Genomic DNA, 24,964 nt, shown 5'->3' with positions numbered 1-24,964 from the left:
ATTAAAATTTAATTCGTGTAAATGCACGGTTTAAAGCCATGACGCGCAAAGTCGCGAAATAGAACGTTGCGACGACCAGACCAGTGAGTGATACTCGCCCCGCGCCACGGCCCGAAACTATCACGTGGACGCATTGGAGGGAGCAAACATGATTCGTATCGGATGGTTGTTTGCGATATTTTGTGCCATTGCCACCGCCGTCGCAGCCTGCGCGTCGGAGGATCCGGCGGCCGACGGCGAGTCCTTCGAGGAGGGCGACTCGCTCCTGGGAGGGAGGGACGGACCGGTCGGTGACACCGGTGTCACTCCGATAAAAGTTGCGTTCATCGGTGACAGCGGGAAGGGCACGGCCTTCAAGTCCGTGCTAAGTCTCATCAAGGCCGAGAAGGTCGATGCCGTCATCCACAACGGCGACTTCGACTATGCTCGCGACCCCGATGCATTCTTTCAGATCGTAGACAAGGAGCTCGGTGCGTCGTTTCCTTACTTTGGTTCGGTAGGTAATCACGATGCATCGAGCTGGAGCGAATACACCCCCTACTTCAAATCCCATATCAAGGCGGCGGGCGCGGTCCTCGACAACGACAACCTCGACGACCAGAAGTACGCCGTCACCTGGAAGGGCCTTCATTTCGTCTTCGTCGGCGAAAATGGAAAGAACAGCGAGTTCGCCGACTTCATCGATGACCAATTCACCACCACGGAGACCGCTTGGAAAATTTGCGGCTGGCATAAAAATCAAAAGGCCATGCAAATTGGTGGCAAGAGCGACGAGATGGGCTGGGGTGTCTACGAGAACTGCCGCAAAAAAGGCGCGATCGTGACCACCGGCCACGAGCACTCCTACGAGCGAACGAAGACGCTCACGAGCATGACCAATCAAACGGTCGACTCGGCATGTTCCGATCCCAAGAAGGTGTGCGTTTCACCAGGGCGTACGTTTGCGTTCGTCTCGGGGTTGGGCGGTATCGGCGTCCGCGATCAAGAGCGGTGCCTCCCTGCCACGCCTCCTTACGGCTGCAAGAAAGAGTGGGCGTCGATCTATGCCTCGAATCAGAAGGCCAAATACGGCGTTCTTTTCATCACATTCAACGTAGGCGGTGATCCGAACAAGGCCCGCGGCCAGTTCAAGAACGTCGATAAGCAGATCATCGACGATTTCGAGATCGTTCGCGGCCAATAAGCCGAAACCTCGGGGGAACGATCAAGGTCGGAAGATGCGTGCCGTGCGAGCCCGGCGCGCCAGTCGGCCTTTTTTGTTTTGTGAACGCTTCCCCGCGCCTCCTTTCGGCTCTTTTTAGCGTGTACGAACGTTTCGTCACGCAATCGTCACATTTCTGTTGCGCAGGAACGCCCGCGTGGTACGAAGGGCAAAAGCTGTCTCGGTTGAGTGGGTCCGCGGCGGTGCGATGTCGGTGCTGGATTGTGCGGGTTCCCTTGCGAGATTGGTAGTTGCCATTGCCGTCCTGAATCTCGGCCGGACTCGAGGCATTTCTCGAGTGCGAGTCGACCTTCGTAGGTGGTGCGATAAAGACGAATGGGGCCCCAATCGATTGAGACCCCGCCAAGAACAGAGGGGCATTCATTCGAAACGGTTTGTCTTCAGCGTTGTTCGCTCGAATCGGCGTTCATTGAAAAAGACATTCGTTCGCAATGGTTTCCATTCGAAAGGATGGTCGTCGCCATTTTGTAGTTACGATTCATTTGCGAGTCGAATGAATCGTCGTTGGCTCGCGGTCCGCGGGGCGACGTATCGGAGTATCCAATCCGTCGCCCCGAGGGATCATCGTGGCGATCGCGTCGAGCTCGTCGAACGTGGGGCCTCCATCGTCCGGCGAGCGCGAGCGCATTCAAACCCGGGGGGGAGCGCGCGGATTCATCGAATACAGCCCGAGGTGATGGCGACGAGGGACGACGTCGCGACCAAGAACCAGAGGAGGACACCTTGCACGAGGGCACGCACGCCCATGGCGCGCAGCGCGGGGCGGGAGAGGCCCGTACCGATCAGAAACAGGATGGCCGGCATGATGTGCTTGGCCGCGCGGCCGATGGGGGCACCGAGCGGCGCGATGGCGGGGACGAAGGTGACGAGGGCCGAGAGCCCGAGGAACCCGGCGATGAACCAAGGCTTGGGCGCCGTGACGGCGCTCGCACCGGTGTTTTGCCGTGAGAGCGCGCTGCGGCGCGCGACGACATGGGCGACGAGCAGCGCGATGGGCACGATCCAGAGCGCGCGGGTCAGCTTGATGGTGGTGGCCACGGCCAGCGCCTCGGGACCGTAGGCCATCGAGGCCCCGACCACGGAGCTCGTGTCATGGATGGCCAGGGCCGACCACAGGCCGAACTGGTCCTGGTCGAGGTGCATCGCATGGCCGATGGGGGGAAAAAGGAAGAGGGCCGCCGCGTTCAGCAGAAACACGGTGGCGAGCGAGACGGTGATCTCATGCTCTTTTGCGCGAAGGGCAGGGGCGACGGCGGCGATGGCGCTCCCCCCGCAGATGGCCGTGCCGACGGAGATCAAGAGACCGCAGCGCGAATCGACCTGCAGCGCGCGCGCGAGCAACATGCCCGCGACGATCGCTACGGTAATGCCCGCCGCCGTGTAGCCCAGGCCGTGCAGGCCCGCGCGCGCGACGGTGCGAAGGTCCATCGACGCGCCCAGACCCACCACCGCTGCGAGCAGCAGCGTATGGGCCAGCTTGCGCGTGGTGGCGGCGAACGGATTGCCCCAGGCGAGGCCGATGGCCGCGCCCAGGGCGAGCGAAATCCCTGGGGATGCCCAGGGTGAGATGGCGAAGATCACGCCGAGAGGGACCAGGGCATGAGCGGGGCCCGGTCTCTCCGCGCCCTTCGCGGTAGCCGAATGTAAGTAGCTCATACGCGAAAGGTGCGCCTCGGGCCATCGACTGGACCAATCGTTTGTGGCGATGTCCTATCCGCTACGCTGATACCTCGGCCGCTCGCATCGTAAGATGGCGCGATGAGCCCCCTCGATCCCGCGCTCCTGCCGACCTTCCTCGCCGTGTGCGACGCGGGCCGGATCTCCGCCGCTGCGAAGGTCGTGCACCTGTCGCAACCGGCGGTGACCGCGCAGATCCGCAAGCTGGAAGAGACGCTGGGGACCCCGCTGTTCGTACGCTCGGCGCGCGGTGTGGTGCCCACCCCCGCCGGAGAGCGCCTGGTGACCTATGCGCGCCGGGTGCAGCGAACCTTGGAGGAAGCGTCGGCCTCCATCCGCGAGGGGGAGGAGCCGCTGGGCACCTTGACCCTCACTGCGAGCACGACCATTGCCGCGCACGTGCTCCCTCCCGTGCTCGCCAAGTTTCGCGCGACGTATCCGTCCACCCCGCTTCGAATCGAGGTGGGCAACACGGAGGAGGTGCTCGTGGCGGTGAAGAGCGGACGAATCCCGCTGGGGCTCGTCGAGGGGCATTCGCGTGCGGCCGGTGTGCACCTCGAGCCTTACGTGGACGACGCGCTGGTCCCGGTGATCGGCCGCGCGGCTCTGTTCCGGGTGCGCCGCCTTCGCGACTTGGCCGACGTGCCGATCCTCTGGCGGGAGCCGGGATCGGGGACCCGGGCCATCCTCGACCGGGCGCTTCGCGCGGCGGGCATCCGAAAAAGGCCGCTCCCCACCGATCTCGAGCTCGCGAGCACCGAAGCGATCCTGGGCGCGGTGGCGGCGGGTCTCGGGGTTGCCTTCGTCTCGCGCTGGTCGATTCAAGCGCACCTGAGCGCAGGAAGCGTGCAGATCGTACCCGGGCTCGACTTTCTGGTGCGGCGCACCTTTCTCTGGGCGGTTCCAGCCGGGGGCCTACAAGGAACGGAGGCGCGCTTCTATGCGTTCGCACGGAGCCATCCGCCCGTCGTAGCTTGAAACCACGCGCACGGCGCGAGAAGGACGACCATGAAAATCGCGGTTCTCGACGACTACGCAGACGTATTCCGCACGACCCGAGCGTTCTTGCGCGTGCAAGGTTCTCACGAGGTCGTCGTCTTCCACGACACGGAGAAGAACCCCAGCTCGCTCGCCGCGCGCCTCGACGGCGCCGACGCCGTGCTCCTCACGCAGCAGCGCTCCTCCTTTTCACGGGCGGTGATCGAAAAGCTCACCACCGTGCGATGGATCGCGCAGACGGGCCGCAACACGAACCACATCGACCTCGGGGCATGCGCGGAGAAGGGCATCACGGTGGTGACCGCCCTTCCGGGGGCGTCGTACGCGACCGTGGAGCTCACATGGGGGCTGATCCTGGCGAGCCTGCGCCACATCCCGGAGGAGGTTCAGAACCTGAAACAAGGCGTCTGGCACAGCACCGTCGGCACCGGTCTTCGCGGGGCCACCCTCGGCGTCTACGCGCTCGGTCGCATCGGCGGCGCGGTGGCCCAAGTCGGCAAGGCGTTCGGCATGAAGGTGCTCGCCTGGGGCCGCGAAAAGTCCCTCACCGCGGCGCGCGAAGCCGGCTACGACGTGGCGCCGTCGCGCGAAGCCTTCTTCGAGGGCGCCGACGTCGTGACCATCCACCTGCCCCTCAACGACTCCACCCGCGGCATCGTCACCGCCGCCGATCTCGGTCGCATGAAAAAGACCGCCCTCTTCGTCAACACCAGCCGCGCACGCCTGGTCGAAACCGGCGCGCTGGTTCGCGCGCTCGAGCAAGGCCGCCCGGGCTTCGCCGCCGTCGACGTCTACGAAGACGAACCGGTGCTCGGGCGCAACCACCCTTTGCTCATGATGCGCAACGCGCTCTGCACACCGCACCTCGGCTATGCGGAAAAGACGACCTACGAGACGTATTACGGCGCCACGATCGAGGCGCTGCTCGATGCCGTGGCAGGGGCGCGGTGACGACGCTGGCGCGGTGACGACGCTGGCGCGGTGACGACGCTGGCGCGGTGACGACGCTGGCGCGGTGACGACGCTGGCGCGGTGAAAGCTATGGCGAAATGACATCGAAGCGATAGGTCGCGATGGCGCACGTGCGGGCGCATACTGAGGTGCAGCCGCCATGGAAACCGCCTCCGTCGGGCTTCGCCTTTCGCCTCCGGAGCTCCTCGAGCTCTATGAAGCCAACGAACCGATTCGCGCGCGCTTGCGCCATAACTTCCTCGTCTTTCGGAGGATTCGCGCCGGTCTGAAGATGGCTCTGGCGAACGCCTACGACTTCGACCCTCGCCGCGATTACTGGCGGTTGCCCGAACGCCGGCTGCTCACGTCGTACTTTTCACGGTATTTCCACAACGCGTTTGCACCTGCGATGGCGTTGCGCGAGCTCGCGTTCGAGACGTTTCGCCATTTCGATGTGGCGCGCGGTCGCGGGGACTTCGGGGAGCCCATGCGCACCGAGCAGCAAGCCGAGCAATGGCGCTCGTTGTGCGAGCGGATGCTCACCGTCTCACGCTCGCTCCCGCTCCTCGACTCGTACCGAGAGCTGCGCACCCGATGGGGAGGCCAAGGGGGCGAGCGGTTGCTCGAGCGGGCGAGCGATGTGGAGGATCTCTCCGATTTCATCGAGCGCATGTCGTGGGCGAAGGACCCGTCGAGCAACGAGCCGGCGTTCTCGAAGCGCATCGTCTGGTTTCCGTACTTCGGGCTCGCGAGCATCGACGCGTTGCCCGCGCGCCAGCAGTTCGTCTACGGCTATTACGCCACGTTCGCGTCGACGAACGCCTACCAAGGCGCGGGCAGCCAGAGCTTTGCGCCCATCCTCCAGAACAACCCCTTCGAAAAGCTGCTCGCGTACGCGAAACGATGGGCCTCCGGCGAGACCCCCGGCGACACGGGGTTCGTCGTCCTCGGCCGAAATGGCAACGAGACCCGCGACTGCTCGCATCACACCACGGTACGAGAGACGGCATACTTCCTCTCCTTGCCGCGCGACGCGGAGAGCCATCGCAGCGAGTCGGCGCGCGCGTTCTTGAAGTGGCACCCCGAGCTGGTGGAGCGCTTCGCCCTCGAGTTGACGAAGCTGGTTCCCATCGAGGACGACGAATCACCGCTGCGGATGGAGGCCTCCGGGCGTCGTGGCGCCCCCGTCGACGGGTCGAGCGTGGACGCGCGCATCGAGCAGCACATGCTCGAGAGCCTTCGCGAGGACGTCGCCGCCATGGCGCCCATCGACGCGGCCATCATTTTCACGCTCTTGATGGACGACGCAAAGATCTACCACGACGCGCACCAAGAGCGGCTCGACGCGACCTCGGCGCGTGCGCGCGCGCGCGCAAGTGACGAAACGAATCGTCCGGCTACGGTCATTGCGTCGGTCTCCATCGTCGAGGTGCCCGCGGAGCCACCGCGGGCCGAGGAGCCACGGCTCTCGCTTCCGGCGTCCCTGCAAGCCATCGCGACGGATGCTTTGGGCTACTTGCGCGCCGACTTTCACGTCTTGCTCGCGGGCCCGCCGGGGACCGGAAAGACGACCTTGGCGCAGTTCGTGGGCCACGCGTGGGATCGCGATCTGGAGACGGTGCCTTCCGAGATCCCGATGTCGGAGGCGCCGGTCACCACCGTGGGCAACTCGTCGTGGTCGCCCTTTCATACGATCGGCGGCATCCTCCCCGACGGCGCGAGCCAGTTCAAAACGCACTCCGGGATCTTTCTCGAGCCCGAGCCAGGGCCGGGCGAGGCATGGTCGCTGCGCCGCGGCTGCATCGTGCTCGACGAAATGAACCGCGCCGATCTCGATCGCTGCATCGGGGAGCTCTACCCGCTGCTCAGCGGCAGCGTGGCCGTCGTGCACCCCGCGGGCATTCCGCGCATGCGCACCATCCAGCGTCATCCGCGCTTTCGCGTCATCGCCACCGTGAACGACGCCACCCTCGACGACGTCGTCTTCCCCATCAGCGAGGGGCTCGCGCGGAGGTTCCTTCGCTTCGAGCTCCCCGGCGCCACCGCCGACGAGCTGCGTGCGTACTTGGACATGGGCGCGACCCCGGAGTCCGTCGAGCGGCGGGCCATCGTGGTGGAGGCGATCGAGCGCTTCTTCGAGAAGTGCGGGAAGCACGGGAAGCTCGTGGACTCCGAGCGAGGGCGCGGGGACCGACTGCCCTTCGGCTGCGGCTATTTCCGGCCTCTTCGCGAGTGGATGCACGGGCGGCTCGTGCTGTCCGTCGAGTTTCGAGAGCGCGAGCTCGCCGAACAGGCCCGCGTCGTGCTCATCACGTGCCTTCGCTCCGGCGCGCGGCTCAAAGGCTTCGAGGCGGTGCTCACCGAGCTGCGCGAGTCCGAAGATTTGGTCTGATGGAGCTTTCGCGCACCCGCGAGTACGAGGCCGAGATTCGCGCGTACCTCCTCGGTCGCGTCGGCAAACGACACACCGCGGGAGACATCGCCCCGCACCTCGCTCCGAGCGAGACGCCGCAACGGATTGCGTCGTGGTGGATGTTCGAGGGGAAGCGCTACCCCCACCTCGAAGGGCCGCTCGCACGTCATTGGCCGCTCGTCCATCGCGAGGCGACCCGCCTCCTCGGCACCTTCCACTCCGCGTGGCGGGTGACCCACACACCGGAGGGTGAGGTCGACTGGATCACCTCCGTGGCGCTCAGCATGACCGCGCCCGCGCCCGTTTACCGCGTTCGCAGCACGCAAACCGGGTTGTCCGCCGACGAGCGCGCGTGCCTCGAGCGCTGGATGACTTGGATTGCCTGGAAGTGGCGGGCGTACGTCCGGAGCGTGGGCGTTCCGGAAGGTGCGCACGAGACGCTCCCGTGGGAGGTCACGAAGCGCACCACGGAGAACGCGGCCTCACTACGCCGGCTCGCGCAGATCGCGCGGCGATCGCGGTGGTCGCTCTTTCAGAGCGTCGTCGCGGAGACGATCCGCTGCTTCATCGAGCGCGAAGAGCTGGATCGGCTCCCGCTGCCGCCCGGCCACGCCGCCCTCTTTCAGCTCGCGTGCATGACCCGCATGTTGCGCACCGTTTGCCCGCAGCCCGAGCATATTCGCTGGGTCGACCGCAAGCTCGAGGGGAACACCGTTTACGTCCCGGGGTGCCGTTTCCGTCACGAGCATCGGCTGCGGCGTGACGCGGTGTTGGCCTCGGAGCCCTTCGACGGCGGACTGCGCGAGGCCATGGCGCGTCACGACGTGGGGTGCCCGGAGCGCATCGATGGTTGGCTCGTCTTCGACCAACCGCGGCGCGGCTTTGGCGGCGTCGTGCTCGAGGCCAAGAGCGGCAAGCAAGACGTCAAAGACTCCATCGCCCAGCTTCGCGTCTACCGCGCCACCATCAAGCGCATGGATCCGCGCCCCCTCATCGTCTGGGGCATCGCGGAGCAGGAGTCACGCCCCGAGCTGGCCGAGCATGCCTATGCGCAGTTACAAAAGGACGTCGCCGCCCGATCCCCGGAGGGCGGCGGCGACGATGTTTGGGTCTTCTCCGGCGTGGACGACGTCGTGCGGATCACGACGCTCCTCGTTGGCGCGGGCGAAAGCGCGGGTGCGGGCGATGGGGCCGTCACCGCACCCCACCTCGCCGGCCCTTAGTTCACGCTCTTGATCGCCTCCGCCATCTTCTCCGGCGTGACGTACTCGTTGAAGCGCTTCATCTCTTCGCCGTGGCCGTTGATGACGACGACCGTGGGCAGCCCGATGACCCCGTACTTCTTCCGAAGGCGCTGCACCTCCGGATCGTCGTCGTCGGTGGCGTCGACGCGGATGGCGACGAAGCTTGCGGCGGCGGCGCGGACGCGCGGATCGGGCCAGGTGGATTCGTCGAGCTCCGAGCAGGCTTTGCACCAGGTGGCGCCGAAGTCGACGATGACGGGCTTGTTGGCGGTGGTCGCCTGGGCGCGCGCGGCCTCTTCGCCGCTCTGCCACGAGATGGGGGGCGCCGAGGCCAGGTCTTTGTTCGCGGCGATGGCCTCGCGGGCGGCGGCCTCGCGCTCCAGGCCATTTTGGAAGACCTGCATCCAGCTGATGAACATGAACGCGCCCACCACCGACGGCACGATGGAGGCGAGCTTCATCGGCTTGGACAGGTGCGCGATGGGCGACTTGCGGCGCTCGGCGGCGATGTGGATGGAGCCGAGCACCAGGCCGATGAGCAGGACCACGGCGCCCACGATGCCATAGAGCGTGTCCGGACGAACCAAGCCGCGAACGGTGCCGAACGAGTCACGCAGGTAGGCGAAGGCCATGTAGGCCAAGACCACGCCGCTTCCCCACTTGATGCCGAGCATCCACGCGCCGGCCTTGGGGAGGTTCACCGCGAAGGTGCCCGCGATGAAGAAGAGCATCCCCAGCCCCAGGGCGAAGGAGAACATCGAGAAGCCGCCGACGAGGATGTCCTTGGTCTGCGCGATCGAGACGAGCATGCCGGTCACGAAGGGACCCGTGCACGGCGCCGCGATGAGCCCCATCGCCAAGCCGACGATGAAGGCGCCCTTGAAGCCCACGCCGCCCACGCTCGAGAGGCGGTTGGTGAGGCTCGACGGCAGCGCGATTTCGAACGCGCCGAACATGGATGCGGCGAGCGCCACGAAGAGGATGGCGATGCCCGACACGACCCACGGGTTCGCGAGCGCGGCACCCATGAGCGATCCGGTGAGGGCCGCCGCGATGCCCAGCGGCACGAACAAGGTGGCGATGCCCAGCACGAACGTCGCCGAGAGCGCGGCGCCGCGCCATCGCGATTGCGTATCGGTGGCGCCGAAGATGGACACCGTGATGGGCACCATCGGAAACACGCACGGCGTCAAGCTGCTCACCAGCCCCACGCCAAACGACACCGCCACGGCCAGCGCGGGGTTCTGCTGCGCCAACTTTCCGTACGCGTTCGAGTCGTGCGAGAGCTCCTGCAGAAGCGGCCATAAGGACCGACCAACCAGCGCCAGAAGCAGCGCCCCGGCGAAACCAACCCCCAACAGCATCCAGAGCCGCTTGTTCGTCGTGCGCGGCGTGACCAAGGTGGCTTGATTCATTTTGCAGTTCCCTTGCAATCCATACTTAGCAACGCGCGCACCCGAATGAAGTTTCGCAGGATCTTGGGGCTCAGTGCTGGGTCCGCTTTGGCAACTATTGGAAATGATTCATAAACAGTGTTGCGCTCGGCTGGAGAAAAACGGAAACGAAGCACCACCCTGAGTCAACGATGGCCGGATCCTCTGCATCCCACCGTCATTCTAACCAAGTCGGCCGCCGCGAGCGGTGGGACCTTCGTGCAACACGGCAAGGGGATCGCTAATTCGCGCTCATCTTCCCGATGGTGGCGCGGGCCATACGGATTTCCGGTTCGAGCGCGATGCAGCGCGCAACGCCCCCGGTCTCCGTGCGCTTGACGAAGGCCTCGAGGTACCGGCGCGCGGTGACCCACTCCCCGGCCGCATAGGCCAGGTGACCAAGAACGAAGCGACCGTAGCCTTGACCGCACGGCGCACGGGCGAGCTCGACCATGGTATCGACCACGTCGACCACGTGCTCACCGTTGGCGATGCGGGCCAGCGCAAGGTGGGCGCGGTAGAGCGGCTTCTCCCGAGTGCCCCATCGGGTGGCGCGGGTGAGCGCGGCGATAGCCTCATCGTAACGTTGCGCCAGGAAGAGAATGCTGCCGAGGGTCCAGAGATGGAACGGGCGACGCGAGGGAGGGCCGCGGCGGGTGGCGGCGCGAAGGTGCATGATGGCGCGCTCCAGATCGCCGATGGCGAGGGAGGCGCGGGCCGCGTCTTGGTACAGCACATCGCTGAGGACATTGAGCTCGATGGCCTGAAGCGCGATCTCGTGGGCCTTGCGAAAGCGTCGGGTCTCGAAGTGCGAGAGATAGAGCTGCCGCAAGAGCATCGCGTGGGTGGTGCGATCGAGCGGCGCGGCGGTGGCCAATCCGCGCTTTGCATAGCGGGCACGTCCGGCGGGCGAGCGTGCAGTCATCGCCCTTCGAAGAAAATCCTCGGGGGTGGTGGCACCCTCAGCCGGGGGCACGCTGTCTTGGGACACGATCTATTTGTAGCATTCAAGCTTTCTTTCGGCCAAAAGACGGCGGAAGGAAGGTATGGAAGGAACAGCTTACGATGCGCACCCCTTTCCTACCGGCACTTCGTGAAGCGCGCCGCGCCTTTGGCCCCGCATGGGTGGTGGTGCTGTCGCTCATCTCGCTTGCGTTTCTTGCATCGTGCACGCGTGAGGCGACGGAGGCCGATTGCCAGCTCATCATCGACCGCAACGTCGAGTTGCAGATGAAGGCCATGAACAACCCCGATCCGGCGGCCATTCAGAAGAAACAGGAAGAAGTCCGTCGCGAAATGAAAGACGAGCTGCGCGGAGAGTGCCTTGGGCGGCGGGTCACCCAAAAGATGATGGACTGCGTTCGCACAGCCAAGACGACGGACGAGATCAACCAGTGCGTGCGCTGATTCGCGGGGTTCTGGTCCTTCTCCCACTGGGGTTCTCGGTTTCGGTCGCAGGGTGCAAAAAGAAGGTCGACGCCGACCAGTGCAACCAGCTGATCGACCGCTACGCCACTTTGGTCGTTCGCGAGCGCTACGCCGACGCCTCCGTCGAGCAACTCAAGAGCGAACAACAGCGCGAACGCGACGAAGCCCGCGGCGACGAAAACTTCCGAAGCTGCGTGTCGGAGGTGACGGAGAAGGAATTCAATTGTGCGATGAAGGCCGACTCGCCGCAGTCGCTCGAGAAGTGCTTGGAGTAGAGAGCGCGCGCGTGCGCCTGCCGTAGAGGTTCGAGGTGCGCCGTGTGCCGTGTGCCGTGTGGACGGCGGTCGCTGAATGCCGATTCGGCGCAGTCGTTCGAGAAGTGCCGCGTAGCGTTTGTGTGCGCCTGCTGTAGAGGTTCGAGGCGCGCCGGGTGCTGTTAGTGAACGGCGGTCGGTGAAATGCCGATTCGGCGCAGTCGTTCGAGAAGTGCCTCGTAGCAAGTGCCGCGTAGCGTTTGTGTGCGCCTGCCGTAGAGGTTCGAGGTGCGCCGTGTGCCGTGTGGACGGCGGTCGGTGAAATGCCGACTCGGCGCGGTTGTTCGAGAAGTGCCTCGTGGCGTTTGTGTGCGCCTGCCGTAGAGGTTCGAGGTGCGCCGGGTGCTGTGGACGGTGCTCGCTGAAGGCCGATAGGCGGCAATCGGTCGGGAAGTGTGCGACTGTTTACATGCCGTCGAGGCGCGCCGTGTGACGTGTGCTCTTGGCGCTTAGGGCAGCAGCTTCTTTCGAAGATTTTCGATGAAGCGCTCCACGGTTGCGAGCGAGTCGATGGGCAGATGGCCCGACATCCATTCGAGCCCGGCGGGCACGCTCGAAAAGCCCTCGATGGGGAGCTTGTGGGAGAGCACGAGCGACATGCCGGCGAGAAAGCCTCGGGTGACGGTGGACTCCTTTTCGTCGCCTTCGAAGACGACCGCCGAGCACTTCAAGCGCTCCCCGTGCTGCTCGAACGAGGCGGTGACACGTCGCAGCGGAATGTCCGTTGGCCGGATCTCGGCGCCAAGGATGCAGATATGCGCGACCTCGTTTGGATTGTGGAGGACCATCTCCGAAAGGCCGATGTGGGGATGCACGTCGGGGTCCCAGAGGCCGTGCTGCCAAAGCGAGATGTGCAACCCGCCGAGCCGGGCGGCGGCGAAGCCGTTCCCGCAATGGAAAATCTGGCCTTGGGCGCGAAGCTCGCTATCCATCGGCTCCGCGGACCGCGCCAGCCTTGGCGCTTGCGTCGCGCTCTCGTGCAATTCATCCGCCGCACTGCGTGAGAGCTCGGCGGCGATCGCCTCGCGCACGCGGGTCGCGGCGGTCGTCGCGTTCTCACCCCACGCCTCTTCCAGCGCCGCGAGCAGCGCGTCGCGCATCTCGTGCGCCGAGCGCCATCGCGCGGCGGGGTCGAACGCGAGCGACCGATCCACCACGCGGGCCAAGCCCGCAGGTACATCGGGGACGAGGGCGCCGAGCGGGCGCGCGGGCTTCGTTGCGTGGGCAACGAGCTGCGCCCCGGAGCTGGTCGCACGATGAACGTGCTCGCCCGATAGCAGCGTAAAGAGCGTGGCGCCCATCGCCCAGCAATCGCTGTGCGGACCGAGGTTCGTCTTGTCGCCGAGCGCCTGCTCCGGCGGCATGAACGCGGGTGTACCGACGATGCGCCCCGTCAGTGTGAACGTTGCGTTCCCATCACCCCGGCGGGCGATGCCGAAGTCCATGACGCGCACATCGCCCGAGCGTGTGACGAAGAGGTTCTCGGGTTTGATGTCACGGTGCACGATGCCTTTGGCGTGCGCGCTGGCAAGAACATCGAGCGCGTCCGCGACGAGAACCCCCGCTTCACTCCAGGCCATGCGCTTGTTGGCGCGCTCCCAGCGCGCGCGCAAGTTCTCGCCCTCGAGCAGCGGCATGATCAAGAATGCGCTGCCGGATTCGTCGACGTCGTCGTCGAGCACGGGGACCGCACCCGGATGCCCCACACGATTGGCCACATAGGCTTCGCGCCGAAAGAGTTGGTACATATCGGGATCGTGGAGCAGGTGCTCCAGGAGAAACTTGATGGCAACCTGGTGCCCATTGCGGTGCGTGGCCGCGTAGACGGCGGCCGTGCCCCCGATGCCGAGCAGCCGTGTGATCCGGTATTTCTGCTGAACGAGTGTATCGATGCGCGACAGCACCCGCTCGGGGATCCGCTGGCGTGGAAACGACATGGTCATGGCGTCACTCCTCCATTTACCCGACGATGTCGCGCGAAGCGATGAGCATGGGGGAATTCATCGAGCCGAGATATCGTACCCAAGAGGCCGTACGAGGCCGCAATTGCCCCGCGTGCGCGAGCGTACGCAACGATAGAAGCTCGCGGCACTGAAAATAAACCTGGGACCGAGGTCATGAGAATGCGACGACAGTTTCTTTCTTTGGGTTCTTCCATTGCTCCTTTTTCTTCTCGCGCGCTCCTTGCTCTTCTCTGTCTCCCTCTCCTCCTTGTCGGAGACATCGGGTGCAGCTCTTCGGATTCGAACCCCTCGCCGGGGAGCCCGGGCGCGCTCGACGGTGTGTGGGACATTACGAGCAACGTGCGCGGCGGGCCGGCCCAGATGACCATCTCGGGCGGCGTGCTCACCGGCTTCATGGCCGACCGGCGCGAGGGCGGTCCGTACGAGGGGCTCGCCAACTGCACGGCAACCAAATACCGCACCGAGTTCTCGGGCACGGTGAGCGGAAATGGTGTGACCGGCTCGCGCACGAACATCACCGAGCTCTCGGGCAGCGGCTGCGGCAGCTCGCCGCCCGCGAAGGCCGTGACGAAGACGTTCACGGGCGTGCGCGCGCTCACAGCGCCCAACTGGGACGGCGAGTGGAAGGTGTCGGGCGAGGGCGAAGAGTGGACGGCGAAGGTGAACGGCGTGAACGCGACCGCCACCTCCAAACCGAACTCCAAGCGCCGCGGGGAGGACTCGGTGCAAATCGTGCTCGCAGGCGATGATTTGACGATCTCGTCCAGCGACGATGCCTTGACGTTGGTGGCTCGCCGACGTCGATGAGGTGAAACGTCTCGGGAAACGATTCGTGCTCGGCTCGGGCGCCGTGGTCGCCATCGCCGCGATGGGCGTGATGGCAACGTCCTCGCGCGGGATCCCATGGGGGCTCGCGGCGCCGCCGGAGGAGCGCCAGGTCGCGCTGTGCGGAGGTTGGGGCGCGCGGCCGAGCGCGGACCTATCGTTCGACGAGACCCTGTTCGCCGCCGTGGCGCTGTCGCTCTCCGAGGACCAGCGTACGCGGCTCGAAGGCCTGGTGGAGGAAGCGAACGCGCGCTGGGAACGGCGCGCCAATCCTCTCTTCGAAGACTTCGACGAGGGAGAACCCGATGACGCGCTCGAACATTGGCTCTCCGAGGCCCCCGCCTCCGTGCTGACGGCGTTCACCGCCTCGGCGGGCCGCTTCTGCGCGACCGATGGCCTCTGCGTCGAGCCGGTGATGCCCTCGGCGCCCTGCCCGCCCGGCTTCACGCGCTTTGCAACGAACGCCGATCGCGAGCGCGCACGCTTTCTGGCGTGGCCCTTTGGGTACGCACGATGGTTTCGCGCGGAGACCGAGGCCGCCGCGTCGAAGGCCGCCGAAGCCCTTCGCCGCGCGGGTGCATCGAGCAAGCGCATCGGGCTGGTCGTGCACCTGGGCGATGGCGAACGCACGAAGGAGCCCCCCTTCGCCGAGCTGCGCGAGCGGTTCGTGCGGCACGAGACCCTGAAACGCATCGCCCAGAACGGCGGCGCCGAAGACGAGCCCCGTTCGGATCACTTTCCACTTCGCCTGGATCCACGCGACGTCCTCGTGCTCCCGCGCCTCGCCGCCGTTCCCGAGGTCTCGAAAGCCCCGCGCACCATCTGGGGCACGTCCGAAGACGCCTTCGAAGCGGAGGTGCACCGCATCGCGCCGGCTCTTCGCGTTCTCCGAGTTCTCCGCTGACGAACGCACCCGCCCCGGGTGGACGATGGCATCTCCGCGCCGGGCCCCACTACTTCGTATGCACCGCGCGCCCGCTCCACAGCTGGCGCCCATTCTTGCGAATCGGCTCGGTGGGCACCTCCCACACGATATCGCCCCCCAGCTTGCACGCTTGATCCTTCAAGGTGCGCAAGCAATCCGCCTCGGCGACCGTCTCGTCGCAGCTGGCGCTCACCCGCCCGATGTTCACGGTGGGGCGCGCCGGCGCATCCTGGAGCAACTCCACCGCACACCCCTCTTCGCGCGGTGGAAACTGCGACGTTTGCGCGCCGTGCGAGCCCCCGCACCCCAGGCCCGCACCCGCCAGCGCGGCACTTGCGAGCGTGACACTCGCGATCCAAGCGCCTGCGAAGGCGAGCACGCGCGCCCGATTCATCGCGCGGCCCCGGCCTGCTCCTCGACCTTCGCCTCGGCCGGCGGCGGCTTCGTGGTCGTCAGCAGCGGAAACCCGAGCGCCTCCCGCTGCGCCAGATAGGCCTCCGCCACCGCCTTGGCGATCCCGCGCACCCGCCCGATGTAGCGCGCGCGCTCGGTGACCCCGATGGCCCCGCGCGCATCGAGCACGTTGAATTGATGCGCCGCCTTGCAGACGAAGTCGTAGGCGGGGAGCACCAGCTTCTTCAACGGATCTTCGGACAGCGCGAGCAGCCGTTTGCACTCCCCCTCGGCGTGATCGAAGGTCGCGAAGTGGGCTTTCGTATCGGCCTGCTCGAAGTTGTAGGTGCTCCACTCCCACTCCGCGCGCTTGGCCATCTCGCCGTAGCTGATACCGGGGGCCCAGGCCGCGTCGTAGATGTTGTCCACATCTTGTAGGTACATGATGATGCGCTCGATGCCGTAGGTGAGCTCCCCCGACACCGGATGGCAATCGATGCCGCCGATTTGCTGGAAGTACGTGAATTGGCTGATCTCTTGTCCATCGAGCCACACTTGCCAGCCGAGACCCCACGCGCCGAGGGTGGGCGACTCCCAATCATCTTCCAAGAAGCGCACGTCGTGCTCCTCGGGCTTCGTTCCGAGCGCGCGCAGAGAGGCGAGGTATCGATCCTGAATGTCGATGGGCGACGGCTTGAGGATCACTTGGAATTGGTGGAACTGCTGCAGCCGATTGGGATTGTCGCCATAGCGGCCATCGCCCGGCCTTCTGGACGGTTCGACGAAAGCGACATTCCAAGGCTCCGGACCCAGGGCCCGAAGGAAGGTGGACGGATTGAACGTTCCGGCGCCGACCTCGGAGTTGTAGGGCTGAACAAGTACGCAGCCCCGCTTGGTCCAAAAGTCCTGAAGTCCTAGGATGAGTTCCTGAAAGTACACGGGTTTCCTCGGGTTACAAGTTGGGCGCGGCAAGCCACCCGCCCCCGGCAAAAGGCGCGCAAAGATACATAGACCAGCGCCCGGGATGCCGTCCCAAATTATCCGTGCGTGCTGCGGTGCGTTATTATCTTACTTTCGCGGCTGAGATGCGCAAAAAATTGGCTGATTTATGTGGATGCAACGCAGTGGAAACAGGTGGCGCGTCGCGTTACCCCACGGTACGCTTCAAGAAGAAAAATGTGCGGTCTAGGGTTCGTCGTAGAGCTGGAGCGCGGCGCCCAACACGGCGTCGTTGAAGATGGCATCGAGATCGTCCGACGTCTCACGCATCGAGGCGCCACGGGGCGAGATCCAAAAACGGGCGATGGTGCCGGGATGTTGCTGCAACTCCCGCACGCGTTCTTTCGCGCCAAATGCGCGTTCGAATTGCCCGATCCAGGCAAGTATGCCGTGGCGATGTTGTTCCTCTCGAGGAACGACGCGCGGCGTGCGCGCCAGGAGGAGCGGCTCGCGATCGCGGTCCGGCACTACGGGCTCCAAGTGCTCGGGTGGCGCGACGTTCCCATCGACGACGCGGCCCTGGGCCCGCTGGGGCGTTCGTGCCAGCCGGTGATTCGGCAGCTCTTCGTCGGTCGTGCGTCGGCGCAGGCCGAAGTCATCAGGTCTTCCCACGCCATCCTCGTCGAGAACGAAGATGCTCCGAGCGCGATGGCGGATTTCGAGCGCATGCTCTTTTTGGTGCGCAAGCGCGCCGGCCGAGCGAACAGCGCCGCGGGCGAGGGCGATGACTTTTATGTCGCCAGCTTTTCGTCGACGACCATCGTCTACAAGGGGCTCATGCTCCCCGAAGCGCTCGGAGCGTTTTATCCCGATCTCTCCGATCCGCTGACCAAGAGCCAATTCGCCATCGTCCACTCGCGTTTCAGCACCAACACGCTCCCCACGTGGGACCGCGCGCACCCCTTCCGCCGCATCGCCCACAACGGTGAAATCAATACCTTGCGGGGAAATCGCGCCTGGATGTCGGCGCGCGAGCAGGTCCTGACGGCACATCTCTTCGGAGATGCTATCAGCGACATCAAGGCAATCATTCGTCCAGATGGTAGCGATTCTGCGTCGCTCGATAACGTCGTGGACTTTTTGCTCGCGGGCGGTCGGTCGATTCCGCACGTCATGATGATGCTGGTCCCCGAAGCATGGTCGACCCAGTCGCACATGCCCGAGGAGCTCCGCGCCTTTTACGAGTACCACGCGTCCCTCGTCGAACCGTGGGATGGCCCGGCGGCCCTCCTCTTTACCGACGGGCGCTACGTGGGCGCGACCCTCGATCGCAACGGGCTGCGTCCGCTGAAGTACATCGTTCAGGCGGGCGGCCGCGTCCTCGCCGCCAGCGAGTTCGGCGTGCTCGACGTGCCCGAGGAGGAGATCCTCCACAAGGGCCGGGTGATGCCCGGCAAGATGCTCCTGCTCGACTGTGGCACCCGCTACGAGCCCGGGCGCATCGTAGAGGACGCGGAGGTCAAACGCACGGTGGCCGCGCGGCAGCCGTACGGCGCGTGGCTGGCCGACAACAAGATCGATCTATCGCGCCTCCCCGACGTTCCCCAGATTTACACGCTGGAACGCGCCGAGCGCGAACGCCTCCTGCAAACGTTCGGGTACACGCGCGAAGATCTGCAGATCGTGCTGGGGCCCATGGCCGCCCGCGGTGAGGAGCCGGTGGGGAGCATGGGCAACGACGGGCCGCTCGCGGTCTTGGTCGATCGTCCGGTGTCGCTGTTCCGGTACTTCAAACAGCAGTTCGCCCAAGTGACCAACCCGCCGATCGATCCGATCCGCGAGGAGCTGGTCATGTCGCTGGTGACCTGTGTCGGCGGGGAGGGAACGCTCCTCGACGAGACGCCCGAGCAGTGTCGGTTGCTGGAGCTCCCGCACCCGATCCTGACCAGCCGCGATCTGGCGAAGCTGAAGACGAACCCCTATCCGTTCTTCCGGCCGCGCGTCCTCTCGATGCGGTTCTCGGCCCGGCCCGGCACGACCCTCCCGAGCGAGGAGCGGCTGCGCACGGCGCTCGACGCGCTGGCGGATGCGGCCGAGCGGGCGGTGGACGACGGGGTCAGTGTGCTCATCTTGAGCGATCGGGACATCGACGCGGAGCACGCGCCCATTCCCAGCTTGCTCGCGACGTCGGCCGTGCATCACCGGCTCCTCCGCGCGGGCAAGCGCACCAAGGTCGGCATCGTGGTGGAGTCGGGCGAGCCGCGCGAGGTGGCGGACATCGCGCTGCTCGTGGGCTACGGCGCCGGCGCGGTCAATCCGTACCTCGCGCTGGAGGTCGTCGCCGATTCGAGCGGCGACGCGGCCGCGGCCACCAAGGCGTACGTCACGGCGCTCAAGAAGGGGCTGCTCAAGGTGCTCTCCAAGATGGGGATCAGCACGCTCTCGAGCTACCACGGCGCGCAGATCTTCGAGGCGCTCGGGCTCTCGCGGGAGCTGGTGGCCACGTATTTCCCCGGGACCGAGTCATCCATCAGCGGCATCGGCCTCGACGTGCTCGCCGACGACGCCCTGGCCCGGCACCAAGAGGGCTTCGGGCCGCACGCGAGCGGCGATCTCGACGTGGGCGGCGCGTACGCGTGGCGCGCGGGGAGCTTGCCGCACCTGTGGAACCCGGAGACGGTCGCCAGTCTGCAAAAGGCCGTGCGCTTGAACGACGACAAGTCGTACGCCGACTATGCCAAGCGCATCAACGAGCAAGCCTCGGGGCCCGTCACCTTGCGCGCGCTCTGGGACATCGCGCCCGCGAAGGGGAGCTCGCCCGTGCCGCTCGAGGAGGTGGAGCCGGCGCAGCTCATCGTGCGCCGGTTCGCCACGGGCGCCATGTCCTTCGGGAGCATCAGCAAAGAGGCGCACGAGAACCTCGCCATCGCGATGAACCGCATCGGCGGCAAGAGCAACAGCGGCGAGGGCGGCGAAGACTCCGTGCGCTATCTGCCGGACGAGCGCGGGGATCTGCGGCGCAGCGCCATCAAACAAGTGGCGTCGGCGCGCTTTGGGGCCAGCGCGCACTACCTGGTCTCCGCCGAGGAGATGCAGATCAAGATCGCGCAAGGCGCCAAGCCGGGCGAGGGCGGTCAGCTCCCGGGCCATAAGGTCGACGAGGTGATCGCGCGCGTGCGGCACGCCACCCCGGGCGTCACCTTGATTTCGCCGCCGCCGCACCACGATATCTATTCGATCGAGGATCTGGCGGAGCTCATCTTCGACCTCAAGAACGTCAACTCGCGGGCGCGGGTCAGCGTCAAGCTGGTGGCCGAGTCGGGGGTCGGTACGGTGGCCGCGGGCGTCGCCAAGGCCAAGGCGGACCTCATCCTCATCAGCGGCCACGATGGCGGCACGGGAGCCTCACCGCTCTCGTCGATTCAGCACGCGGGCATCGCGTGGGAGATCGGCATCGCCGAGACGCAGCGGGTGCTGGTGGAGAATGGGCTTCGCTCGCGCGTGCGCCTGCAGGTCGACGGGCAGCTCAAGACGGGCCGGGACGTGGCCATCGCCGCGCTCCTGGGCGCGGAGGAGTTTGGCTTCGCCACCGCGCCGCTGGTCGCATCGGGCTGCATCATGATGCGAAAGTGCCATTTGAATACATGCCCGGTGGGCATCGCCACCCAAGATCCGGTGCTGCGCGCGCGCTTCAAGGGCGAGCCGGAGCACGTCATCAACTACTTCTTCTTCGTGGCCGAGGAGCTGCGCGCCATCATGGCCAGCCTGGGCTTCCGCACCATCGACGAGATGGTGGGCCGCGTGGATTGCCTGGCGATGCGCCCGGCCGAGCGCCTTCCGCGCAAGGCCCGGGGCCTCGATTGTTCGCGCCTGCTCACCATCCCGGCGGGCGATGGTCCGCTGCGCTGTACGGAGCCGCAGCACCACGAGATCGAGCAGGTGCTCGATCGCACCATCCTGGAGAAGGCGGCTGCGAGCGTGGCGTGCGGCGACAAGATGGCGATCTCGCTCCCCGTGCGCAACTCGGACCGCGCGCTGGGGGCGATGGTCTCCGGCGAGATCGCGCGCAAGCACGGTGAGCAGGGCTTGCCGCCCGATACCCTGACCGTGAACGTGGAAGGGACGGCGGGCCAGAGCTTCGGCGCCTTCGCGGCGCGCGGTCTGTCGCTGGTGCTCGAGGGCGACGCCAACGACTACGTGGGCAAGGGGCTCTCGGGCGGGACCTTGGTGGTGCGGCCCAAGGCGGGCGCCAAGTTCGTCGCCGATCAAAACGTCATCGTCGGCAACACGGTGCTCTACGGCGCCATCGACGGCCTGGCGTTCTTCGCGGGCCGAGGCGGCGAGCGCTTCGCCGTGCGAAACAGCGGGGCGCAGGCGGTGGTCGAGGGCGTGGGCGATCACGGCTGCGAGTACATGACGGGCGGGCGCGTGGTCGTTCTGGGGACGACGGGGCGCAATTTCGCGGCCGGCATGAGCGGCGGCATCGCGTACGTGCTGGATGAAGACGGTCAATTCGAAGGCCGGGTGAACGGCGCCATGGTGGAGATTCAGAGGCCCGTTCCGCCCGAGGATCTCGACGAGGTGCACGCTCTGGTGCTCGAGCATGCGGCGCGGACGCAGAGTCGAAAGGCGGCGGCGCTCCTCGCGACGTGGTCCTCCGCCAGCGAACGATTCGTCAAGGTGATTCCGGTCGAGTACCGGCGGGCATTGGAAAAAGAAAAAGAGCGTTTGCGCGAGGTGAGCCATGGGTGATCCCACCGGGTTTCTCAAACTGGGACGGCGGCCGTCGAAAGAGCGTCCGGTGGAAGAGCGCGTGGAGGACTATCGCGAGTTCGTGCTGCCGCTCCCCGACGGCGAGGTGCGCGAGGAGGCGGCGCGCTGTATGGATTGCGGCGTGCCGTTCTGCCACGGCAGCTGTCCGCTCGGCAATTTGATCCCCGAGTGGAACGACTTGATGTACCGCGGTGAGGTCGAGCGCGCGATGTCGCGCCTGTTCGAGACGAACAACTTCCCCGAGGTGACGGGCCGCATCTGCCCCGCGCCGTGCGAAGGGTCGTGCGTCTTGGCGCTCGACGGCGACGCGGTGCGCATCAAGGCCATCGAGAAGACCATCGCCGACGAGACGTTCGAGCGCAGCCTGGTCCCGCGCGTCTCCGCCGTTCGCACCGGCAAGCGCGTGGCCATCGTGGGCTCCGGCCCCGCCGGTCTCGCGGCCGCGCAGCAGCTCGCGCGCGAGGGCCACGAGGTGACCTTGTTCGAGAAGGACGATCGCGTCGGCGGGCTCCTTCGCTATGGCATCCCCGACTTCAAGTTGGAGAAGGGCGGGCTCGATCGGCGCCTCGAGCAGCTCGCGGCCGAGGGCGTTCGCTTCGTCACCAACGCCGATATCGGCGGCGCGGTGTCGGTTCAGGATTTGCGCTCCGAGCACGACGCGGTGGTGCTCGCGTGCGGCGCGCAGATCCCGCGCGATCTTCCGGTCCCCGGGCGGGAGCTTCGCGGCATCCACTTCGCGATGGACTTTCTGACCCTGCAAAACCGCCGGGTGGCGGGCGACGACGTGGAAGGCGGCCTGGTCGCCACCGGCAAGCACGTGGTGGTCATCGGCGGGGGCGATACGGGCTCCGACTGCGTGGGAACGTCGCACCGGCACAAGGCGGCCAGCGTGCTGCAGCTCGAGATTTTGCCGCGCCCGCCGGATGCGCGCCCGCGCGAGAACCCGTGGCCGGCCTGGCCTTTGGTGCTGCGCACGTCGTCGTCGCACCAAGAGGGCGGCTCCCGCGATTGGTCGGTGCTCACCCGGCGCTTCATCGGCGACGCAAATGGCAACGTGACGGCCCTCGAGGCGGTGCGTGCGGAGATCCTCCCGGATCGCTCGGTGCGCGCGGTGGAAGGCACCGAGTTCACCGTGCCGTGCGACTTGGCGCTGTTGGCCATGGGCTTTACGGGGCCCGTGCGCACGATCCCCACCGCGCTCGGTCTTGCGCTCGATGCGCGCGGCAATGTGGCCACCGACTCCGAGGGGCGGACCAACGCCCCGGGCGTGTTTGCCTGCGGCGACATGAGCCGCGGTCAGTCGCTGGTGGTGTGGGCCATCGCCGATGGACGTCGCGTGGCCCGCGGTGTCGATCGGTACCTGTCCGCCGCCGTATCCACGCGCATCGCGGGTTAGGTTGCGCGATCCCGGGATGGTGCGTTGCACGGCGCAACGTGCAACCGTTGCTTCCTCCGAAATAAGTAAGGATTTCCGCGCGCCGCTGGCGGCGTGAAATTTGATGAGAGCCCTCTCGCAGCGCGGAGCACGCGCGCTGGCGAAAGGGCAATATGACGGACACTGGTATCGACACGATCCTCGCGCTCGCGCTCGACGGAAAGTGGACTCTCGTTTCTGCGATCGTCATCGGGGCGATCGTTCGGGCCTTCAAGTCGGACACCTCGCTCCCGACCTTACCGCCCGCATGGCGGCCGTGGCTCGCGCTCGTCCTGGGCGCCATTTCGGGCATCGCGCAGACGGTGGTCGAGCGCAACGTGACGTGGAAGGAGGCCATCGTCAGCGGCTTGACCGCCGCCTTCACCGCGATGGCGGGGCACGATCTTCTGATTGGATCCTTGCGCAAAGGCCGGGAGCTCGGCGAAGGCCGGGTGGACGATGCGCGCCCCCAGGACCCGGGGCTGGTGAAAGGAGGCGCGCCGTGAATCGCCTTTCGAAGCCGGCGCATGGCGCGATCCCCGGCGCGATGTGGCCCGAGCGCGCCGGTGTATGCGTCATGGCCGCGGCCATTCTACCGCTGGTGCACGCCCTCGGTTGCGGCCCCGCGCGCGGCGCGAGCTCGCCGGCTCGGGATACGGCGCGCGGCGCGATCCTCACCGTCGCCAAGGCGGTGTCGGTGGCCGACGGCGTATGCACGGCCGCCGCGCGCGAGCGCAGCGACGCCAAGCTCGCCAAGATGTGCGCGGACGCGTACGACGCCGCCCGCCCCGCGCTGCTCGCGGCCGAGTCGGGGGTGGACGCATGGGAGAACGGCCAACGCCAGCGCGTGGCCTGCGCGACCACGGACGCGGCGGTCGCGCTCCGCAACCTGGGGGACGCGCTCGCGCGGGTCGGGGTGAGCTTGCCCCCGGTGCTGTCCGACGCGCTCTCGCTTTCACGAGGTCTCGAGGAGGTGTGCCATGGCGGGTAATGGAATTCCGGGGGTGGCGGGGGATCTGGAGACGGCGCTGCAGTTGCTCCGAGCCGCCGTGAAGCTCGCGCCGCCGCTCCTCGATTGGCTGCACGATCTCATCGAGGGGCGGGCCGATCCGCTCTCGGTTCGGGTCAAGACCATCCTGCCCGAGCTGTCGCAGAGCCGCGCGCTGCAGTACGAGCTCGAGCGGCGCGAGGCCGAGCAACGAAAGGGCGAGGGATGAACATGCTCTCCGGGCTCGGTATCTGGATATGGCAGCTCGCGGCGTGCGAGCGCGGGCGAATCGACGCCATCGCCGAGAAAGCAAAGCGATGCGGCGTCTCGTGGGTGGCCATCAAGGCCGGCGAGTCGCGCAGCAACGGCCAAGTCACGCGCGAGCGGGTGGAGGTCTTGCGCGCCGCCGGGATCGAGTGCGCCGCGTGGTGGTACTCCGTCCCCACCACCGTGAGCGCGCAGATCGCGCTCGCGCGTGATCTGGTCCACGAGCAGGGCGTTCGGCACCTGATCTGCGACGCCGAATTCGAGTGGGAGACCTCGCACGACGCGCACGACAAGCTCGTCTCCCACGATTGGCGCACGGAGGCGCGCACCTTCGCGGCGCGCTTGCGCGACGCGGTGGGGCCGGACGTGTACTTGGCCGACGCTCCATGGTCCATCGTCAAGGCGCACCCCATCTGGCCTTGGAACGAGTTTGGCGCCGTCCTCGATGCGCGTATGGATCAATGCTATTGGCGCCTGGCGCGCCAACCGTTTGCGCAGTTTGCCGCGCGCGCGGACGCGGCTTGGTCGGCGCTCGCCGGAGGCCCTCCGCGCTGCCCCATTGGGTGCATGGTCGACTACCACGGGACCGACCACGCACCGTTGCACGAGCTCGACGAGTTCCTCGATCACTATGCGCTGGCGCCGGCTCACTCGCTTTGGTCGTGGCAGCACCTGTCGGCCGCCGAGTGGGCCGTGCTCGAGCAACGCGCGGCGCACAGCCGCGAGCCCGTTTCTGCGGGGCTCTGCGCCGTCATGAAGTACACACTGGGACCCGAGTCGCAGACCTAACCGGTC

Annotated in this window: 21 protein-coding genes; 15 read left to right on the top strand and 6 right to left on the bottom strand. The window is 66.5% G+C overall.

Translation table 11 applies throughout. The features are described from left to right. Window positions 1–148: 148 nt before the first annotated feature. Window positions 149–1,183, top strand: a complete 1,035-nt coding sequence (locus tag LZC94_40635; GenBank protein ID WXB14126.1) for a metallophosphoesterase — start codon at window positions 149–151, stop codon at window positions 1,181–1,183. Window positions 1,184–1,876: 693 nt separating this feature from the next. On the opposite strand, the gene LZC94_40630 is transcribed toward LZC94_40635, so the two are convergent. Beyond that, complete coding sequence (locus LZC94_40630; GenBank protein ID WXB14125.1) at window positions 1,877–2,878, bottom strand: putative sulfate exporter family transporter; 1,002 nt, start codon at window positions 2,876–2,878, stop codon at window positions 1,877–1,879. 102 nt (window positions 2,879–2,980) lie between these two features. On the opposite strand from LZC94_40630, the gene LZC94_40625 reads away from it, so the two are divergent. From LZC94_40625 to LZC94_40610, 4 genes are all read left to right on the top strand, one after another. Then, window positions 2,981–3,877 carry a LysR substrate-binding domain-containing protein gene (locus LZC94_40625; GenBank protein ID WXB14124.1) on the top strand — a complete coding sequence of 299 codons (897 nt, stop codon included), beginning with the start codon at window positions 2,981–2,983 and terminating at the stop codon, window positions 3,875–3,877. Window positions 3,878–3,907: 30 nt separating this feature from the next. Beyond that, entirely contained in the window at window positions 3,908–4,849 is a 942-nt protein-coding gene (locus tag LZC94_40620; protein WXB14123.1) for a D-2-hydroxyacid dehydrogenase family protein, read from the top strand. A 160-nt stretch (window positions 4,850–5,009) separates the two neighbouring features. Further along, entirely contained in the window at window positions 5,010–7,241 is a 2,232-nt protein-coding gene (locus tag LZC94_40615; GenBank protein ID WXB14122.1) for an AAA family ATPase, read from the top strand. Continuing rightward, a complete protein-coding gene (locus tag LZC94_40610) occupies window positions 7,241–8,485 on the top strand; it encodes a hypothetical protein (protein WXB14121.1) in 1,245 nt (414 codons plus the stop codon). The genes LZC94_40615 and LZC94_40610 overlap by 1 nt, the downstream gene beginning before the upstream one ends. On the opposite strand, the gene LZC94_40605 is transcribed toward LZC94_40610, so the two are convergent. Continuing rightward, the gene (locus LZC94_40605; GenBank protein WXB14120.1) at window positions 8,482–9,921 is read right to left on the bottom strand and encodes a thioredoxin family protein; all 1,440 of its coding nucleotides are present in this window, start codon (window positions 9,919–9,921) and stop codon (window positions 8,482–8,484) included. The genes LZC94_40610 and LZC94_40605 overlap by 4 nt on opposite strands. Window positions 9,922–10,180: 259 nt before the next feature. Then, window positions 10,181–10,864 (bottom strand): tetratricopeptide repeat protein, encoded by a 684-nt coding sequence (locus LZC94_40600; GenBank protein WXB14119.1) that lies wholly within the window; start codon window positions 10,862–10,864, stop codon window positions 10,181–10,183. A gap of 140 nt (window positions 10,865–11,004) precedes the next feature. Between LZC94_40600 and LZC94_40595 the strand changes: the two genes are divergently transcribed. Both LZC94_40595 and LZC94_40590 read left to right on the top strand, forming a co-directional pair. Further along, window positions 11,005–11,346, top strand: a complete 342-nt coding sequence (locus LZC94_40595) for a hypothetical protein (protein ID WXB14118.1) — start codon at window positions 11,005–11,007, stop codon at window positions 11,344–11,346. Further along, the gene (locus tag LZC94_40590; protein WXB14117.1) at window positions 11,334–11,642 is read left to right on the top strand and encodes a hypothetical protein; all 309 of its coding nucleotides are present in this window, start codon (window positions 11,334–11,336) and stop codon (window positions 11,640–11,642) included. Before LZC94_40595 ends, LZC94_40590 begins: the two co-directional genes overlap by 13 nt. Before the next feature lie 488 nt (window positions 11,643–12,130). Here the strand turns inward: LZC94_40590 and LZC94_40585 are convergent, their stop codons facing one another. Then, window positions 12,131–13,624 carry a protein kinase gene (locus LZC94_40585; protein WXB14116.1) on the bottom strand — a complete coding sequence of 498 codons (1,494 nt, stop codon included), beginning with the start codon at window positions 13,622–13,624 and terminating at the stop codon, window positions 12,131–12,133. Between the two features lie 174 nt (window positions 13,625–13,798). On the opposite strand from LZC94_40585, the gene LZC94_40580 reads away from it, so the two are divergent. After that, window positions 13,799–14,452, top strand: coding sequence for a hypothetical protein (locus LZC94_40580; protein WXB14115.1), 654 nt, complete (start codon window positions 13,799–13,801; stop codon window positions 14,450–14,452). A gap of 1 nt (window position 14,453) precedes the next feature. After that, window positions 14,454–15,374 (top strand): hypothetical protein, encoded by a 921-nt coding sequence (locus LZC94_40575; protein ID WXB14114.1) that lies wholly within the window; start codon window positions 14,454–14,456, stop codon window positions 15,372–15,374. A gap of 49 nt (window positions 15,375–15,423) precedes the next feature. Here LZC94_40575 and LZC94_40570 read toward each other — a convergent pair whose 3' ends face one another. Together LZC94_40570 and glyQ are read right to left on the bottom strand one after the other, a co-directional pair. Further along, a complete protein-coding gene (locus tag LZC94_40570; protein ID WXB14113.1) occupies window positions 15,424–15,789 on the bottom strand; it encodes a hypothetical protein in 366 nt (121 codons plus the stop codon). Next, window positions 15,786–16,727 (bottom strand): glycine--tRNA ligase subunit alpha, encoded by a 942-nt coding sequence (gene glyQ, locus LZC94_40565; protein WXB14112.1) that lies wholly within the window; start codon window positions 16,725–16,727, stop codon window positions 15,786–15,788. Before glyQ ends, LZC94_40570 begins: the two co-directional genes overlap by 4 nt. Window positions 16,728–16,964: 237 nt before the next feature. Here glyQ and gltB point away from each other — a divergent pair, with 237 nt between their 5' ends. The 6 genes from gltB to LZC94_40535 all read left to right on the top strand — a co-directional run bounded on the left by gltB (window position 16,965) and on the right by LZC94_40535 (window position 24,958). Continuing rightward, window positions 16,965–21,479: a glutamate synthase large subunit gene (gene gltB, locus LZC94_40560; protein WXB14111.1), complete on the top strand. Its 4,515-nt coding sequence runs from the start codon at window positions 16,965–16,967 to the stop codon at window positions 21,477–21,479. After that, window positions 21,472–22,896: a glutamate synthase subunit beta gene (locus tag LZC94_40555; protein ID WXB14110.1), complete on the top strand. Its 1,425-nt coding sequence runs from the start codon at window positions 21,472–21,474 to the stop codon at window positions 22,894–22,896. Before gltB ends, LZC94_40555 begins: the two co-directional genes overlap by 8 nt. A gap of 152 nt (window positions 22,897–23,048) precedes the next feature. Next, entirely contained in the window at window positions 23,049–23,420 is a 372-nt protein-coding gene (locus tag LZC94_40550; protein WXB14109.1) for a hypothetical protein, read from the top strand. Then, the gene (locus LZC94_40545) at window positions 23,417–23,905 is read left to right on the top strand and encodes a hypothetical protein (protein WXB14108.1); all 489 of its coding nucleotides are present in this window, start codon (window positions 23,417–23,419) and stop codon (window positions 23,903–23,905) included. The genes LZC94_40550 and LZC94_40545 overlap by 4 nt, the downstream gene beginning before the upstream one ends. Then, the gene (locus LZC94_40540; GenBank protein ID WXB14107.1) at window positions 23,895–24,131 is read left to right on the top strand and encodes a hypothetical protein; all 237 of its coding nucleotides are present in this window, start codon (window positions 23,895–23,897) and stop codon (window positions 24,129–24,131) included. The genes LZC94_40545 and LZC94_40540 overlap by 11 nt, the downstream gene beginning before the upstream one ends. Then, a complete protein-coding gene (locus LZC94_40535) occupies window positions 24,128–24,958 on the top strand; it encodes a hypothetical protein (protein ID WXB14106.1) in 831 nt (276 codons plus the stop codon). The genes LZC94_40540 and LZC94_40535 overlap by 4 nt, the downstream gene beginning before the upstream one ends. Window positions 24,959–24,964: the final 6 nt, after the last annotated feature.

This window comes from Sorangiineae bacterium MSr11954 (genome assembly GCA_037157815.1).
GTDB lineage: Bacteria > Myxococcota_A > Polyangia > Polyangiales > Polyangiaceae > Pendulispora > Pendulispora albinea.
This window is presented reverse-complemented; position numbering and strand designations above follow the sequence as displayed.

What these genes read in the sequence shown, in the direction of transcription:
- LZC94_40635 (WXB14126.1), top strand. Translation starts at nt 149, where the DNA reads ATGATTCGTATCGGATGGTTGTTTGCGATATTTTGTGCCATTGCCACC.
- LZC94_40630 (WXB14125.1), bottom strand. Translation starts at nt 2,878, where the DNA reads ATGAGCTACTTACATTCGGCTACCGCGAAGGGCGCGGAGAGACCGGGC.
- LZC94_40625 (WXB14124.1), top strand. Translation starts at nt 2,981, where the DNA reads ATGAGCCCCCTCGATCCCGCGCTCCTGCCGACCTTCCTCGCCGTGTGC.
- LZC94_40620 (WXB14123.1), top strand. Translation starts at nt 3,908, where the DNA reads ATGAAAATCGCGGTTCTCGACGACTACGCAGACGTATTCCGCACGACC.
- LZC94_40615 (WXB14122.1), top strand. Translation starts at nt 5,010, where the DNA reads ATGGAAACCGCCTCCGTCGGGCTTCGCCTTTCGCCTCCGGAGCTCCTC.
- LZC94_40610 (WXB14121.1), top strand. Translation starts at nt 7,241, where the DNA reads ATGGAGCTTTCGCGCACCCGCGAGTACGAGGCCGAGATTCGCGCGTAC.
- LZC94_40605 (WXB14120.1), bottom strand. Translation starts at nt 9,921, where the DNA reads ATGAATCAAGCCACCTTGGTCACGCCGCGCACGACGAACAAGCGGCTC.
- LZC94_40600 (WXB14119.1), bottom strand. Translation starts at nt 10,864, where the DNA reads ATGACTGCACGCTCGCCCGCCGGACGTGCCCGCTATGCAAAGCGCGGA.
- LZC94_40595 (WXB14118.1), top strand. Translation starts at nt 11,005, where the DNA reads ATGCGCACCCCTTTCCTACCGGCACTTCGTGAAGCGCGCCGCGCCTTT.
- LZC94_40585 (WXB14116.1), bottom strand. Translation starts at nt 13,624, where the DNA reads ATGACCATGTCGTTTCCACGCCAGCGGATCCCCGAGCGGGTGCTGTCG.
- LZC94_40580 (WXB14115.1), top strand. Translation starts at nt 13,799, where the DNA reads ATGAGAATGCGACGACAGTTTCTTTCTTTGGGTTCTTCCATTGCTCCT.
- LZC94_40570 (WXB14113.1), bottom strand. Translation starts at nt 15,789, where the DNA reads ATGAATCGGGCGCGCGTGCTCGCCTTCGCAGGCGCTTGGATCGCGAGT.
- gltB (WXB14111.1), top strand. Translation starts at nt 16,965, where the DNA reads ATGTGCGGTCTAGGGTTCGTCGTAGAGCTGGAGCGCGGCGCCCAACAC.
- LZC94_40555 (WXB14110.1), top strand. Translation starts at nt 21,472, where the DNA reads ATGGGTGATCCCACCGGGTTTCTCAAACTGGGACGGCGGCCGTCGAAA.
- LZC94_40550 (WXB14109.1), top strand. Translation starts at nt 23,049, where the DNA reads ATGACGGACACTGGTATCGACACGATCCTCGCGCTCGCGCTCGACGGA.
- LZC94_40540 (WXB14107.1), top strand. Translation starts at nt 23,895, where the DNA reads ATGGCGGGTAATGGAATTCCGGGGGTGGCGGGGGATCTGGAGACGGCG.
- LZC94_40535 (WXB14106.1), top strand. Translation starts at nt 24,128, where the DNA reads ATGAACATGCTCTCCGGGCTCGGTATCTGGATATGGCAGCTCGCGGCG.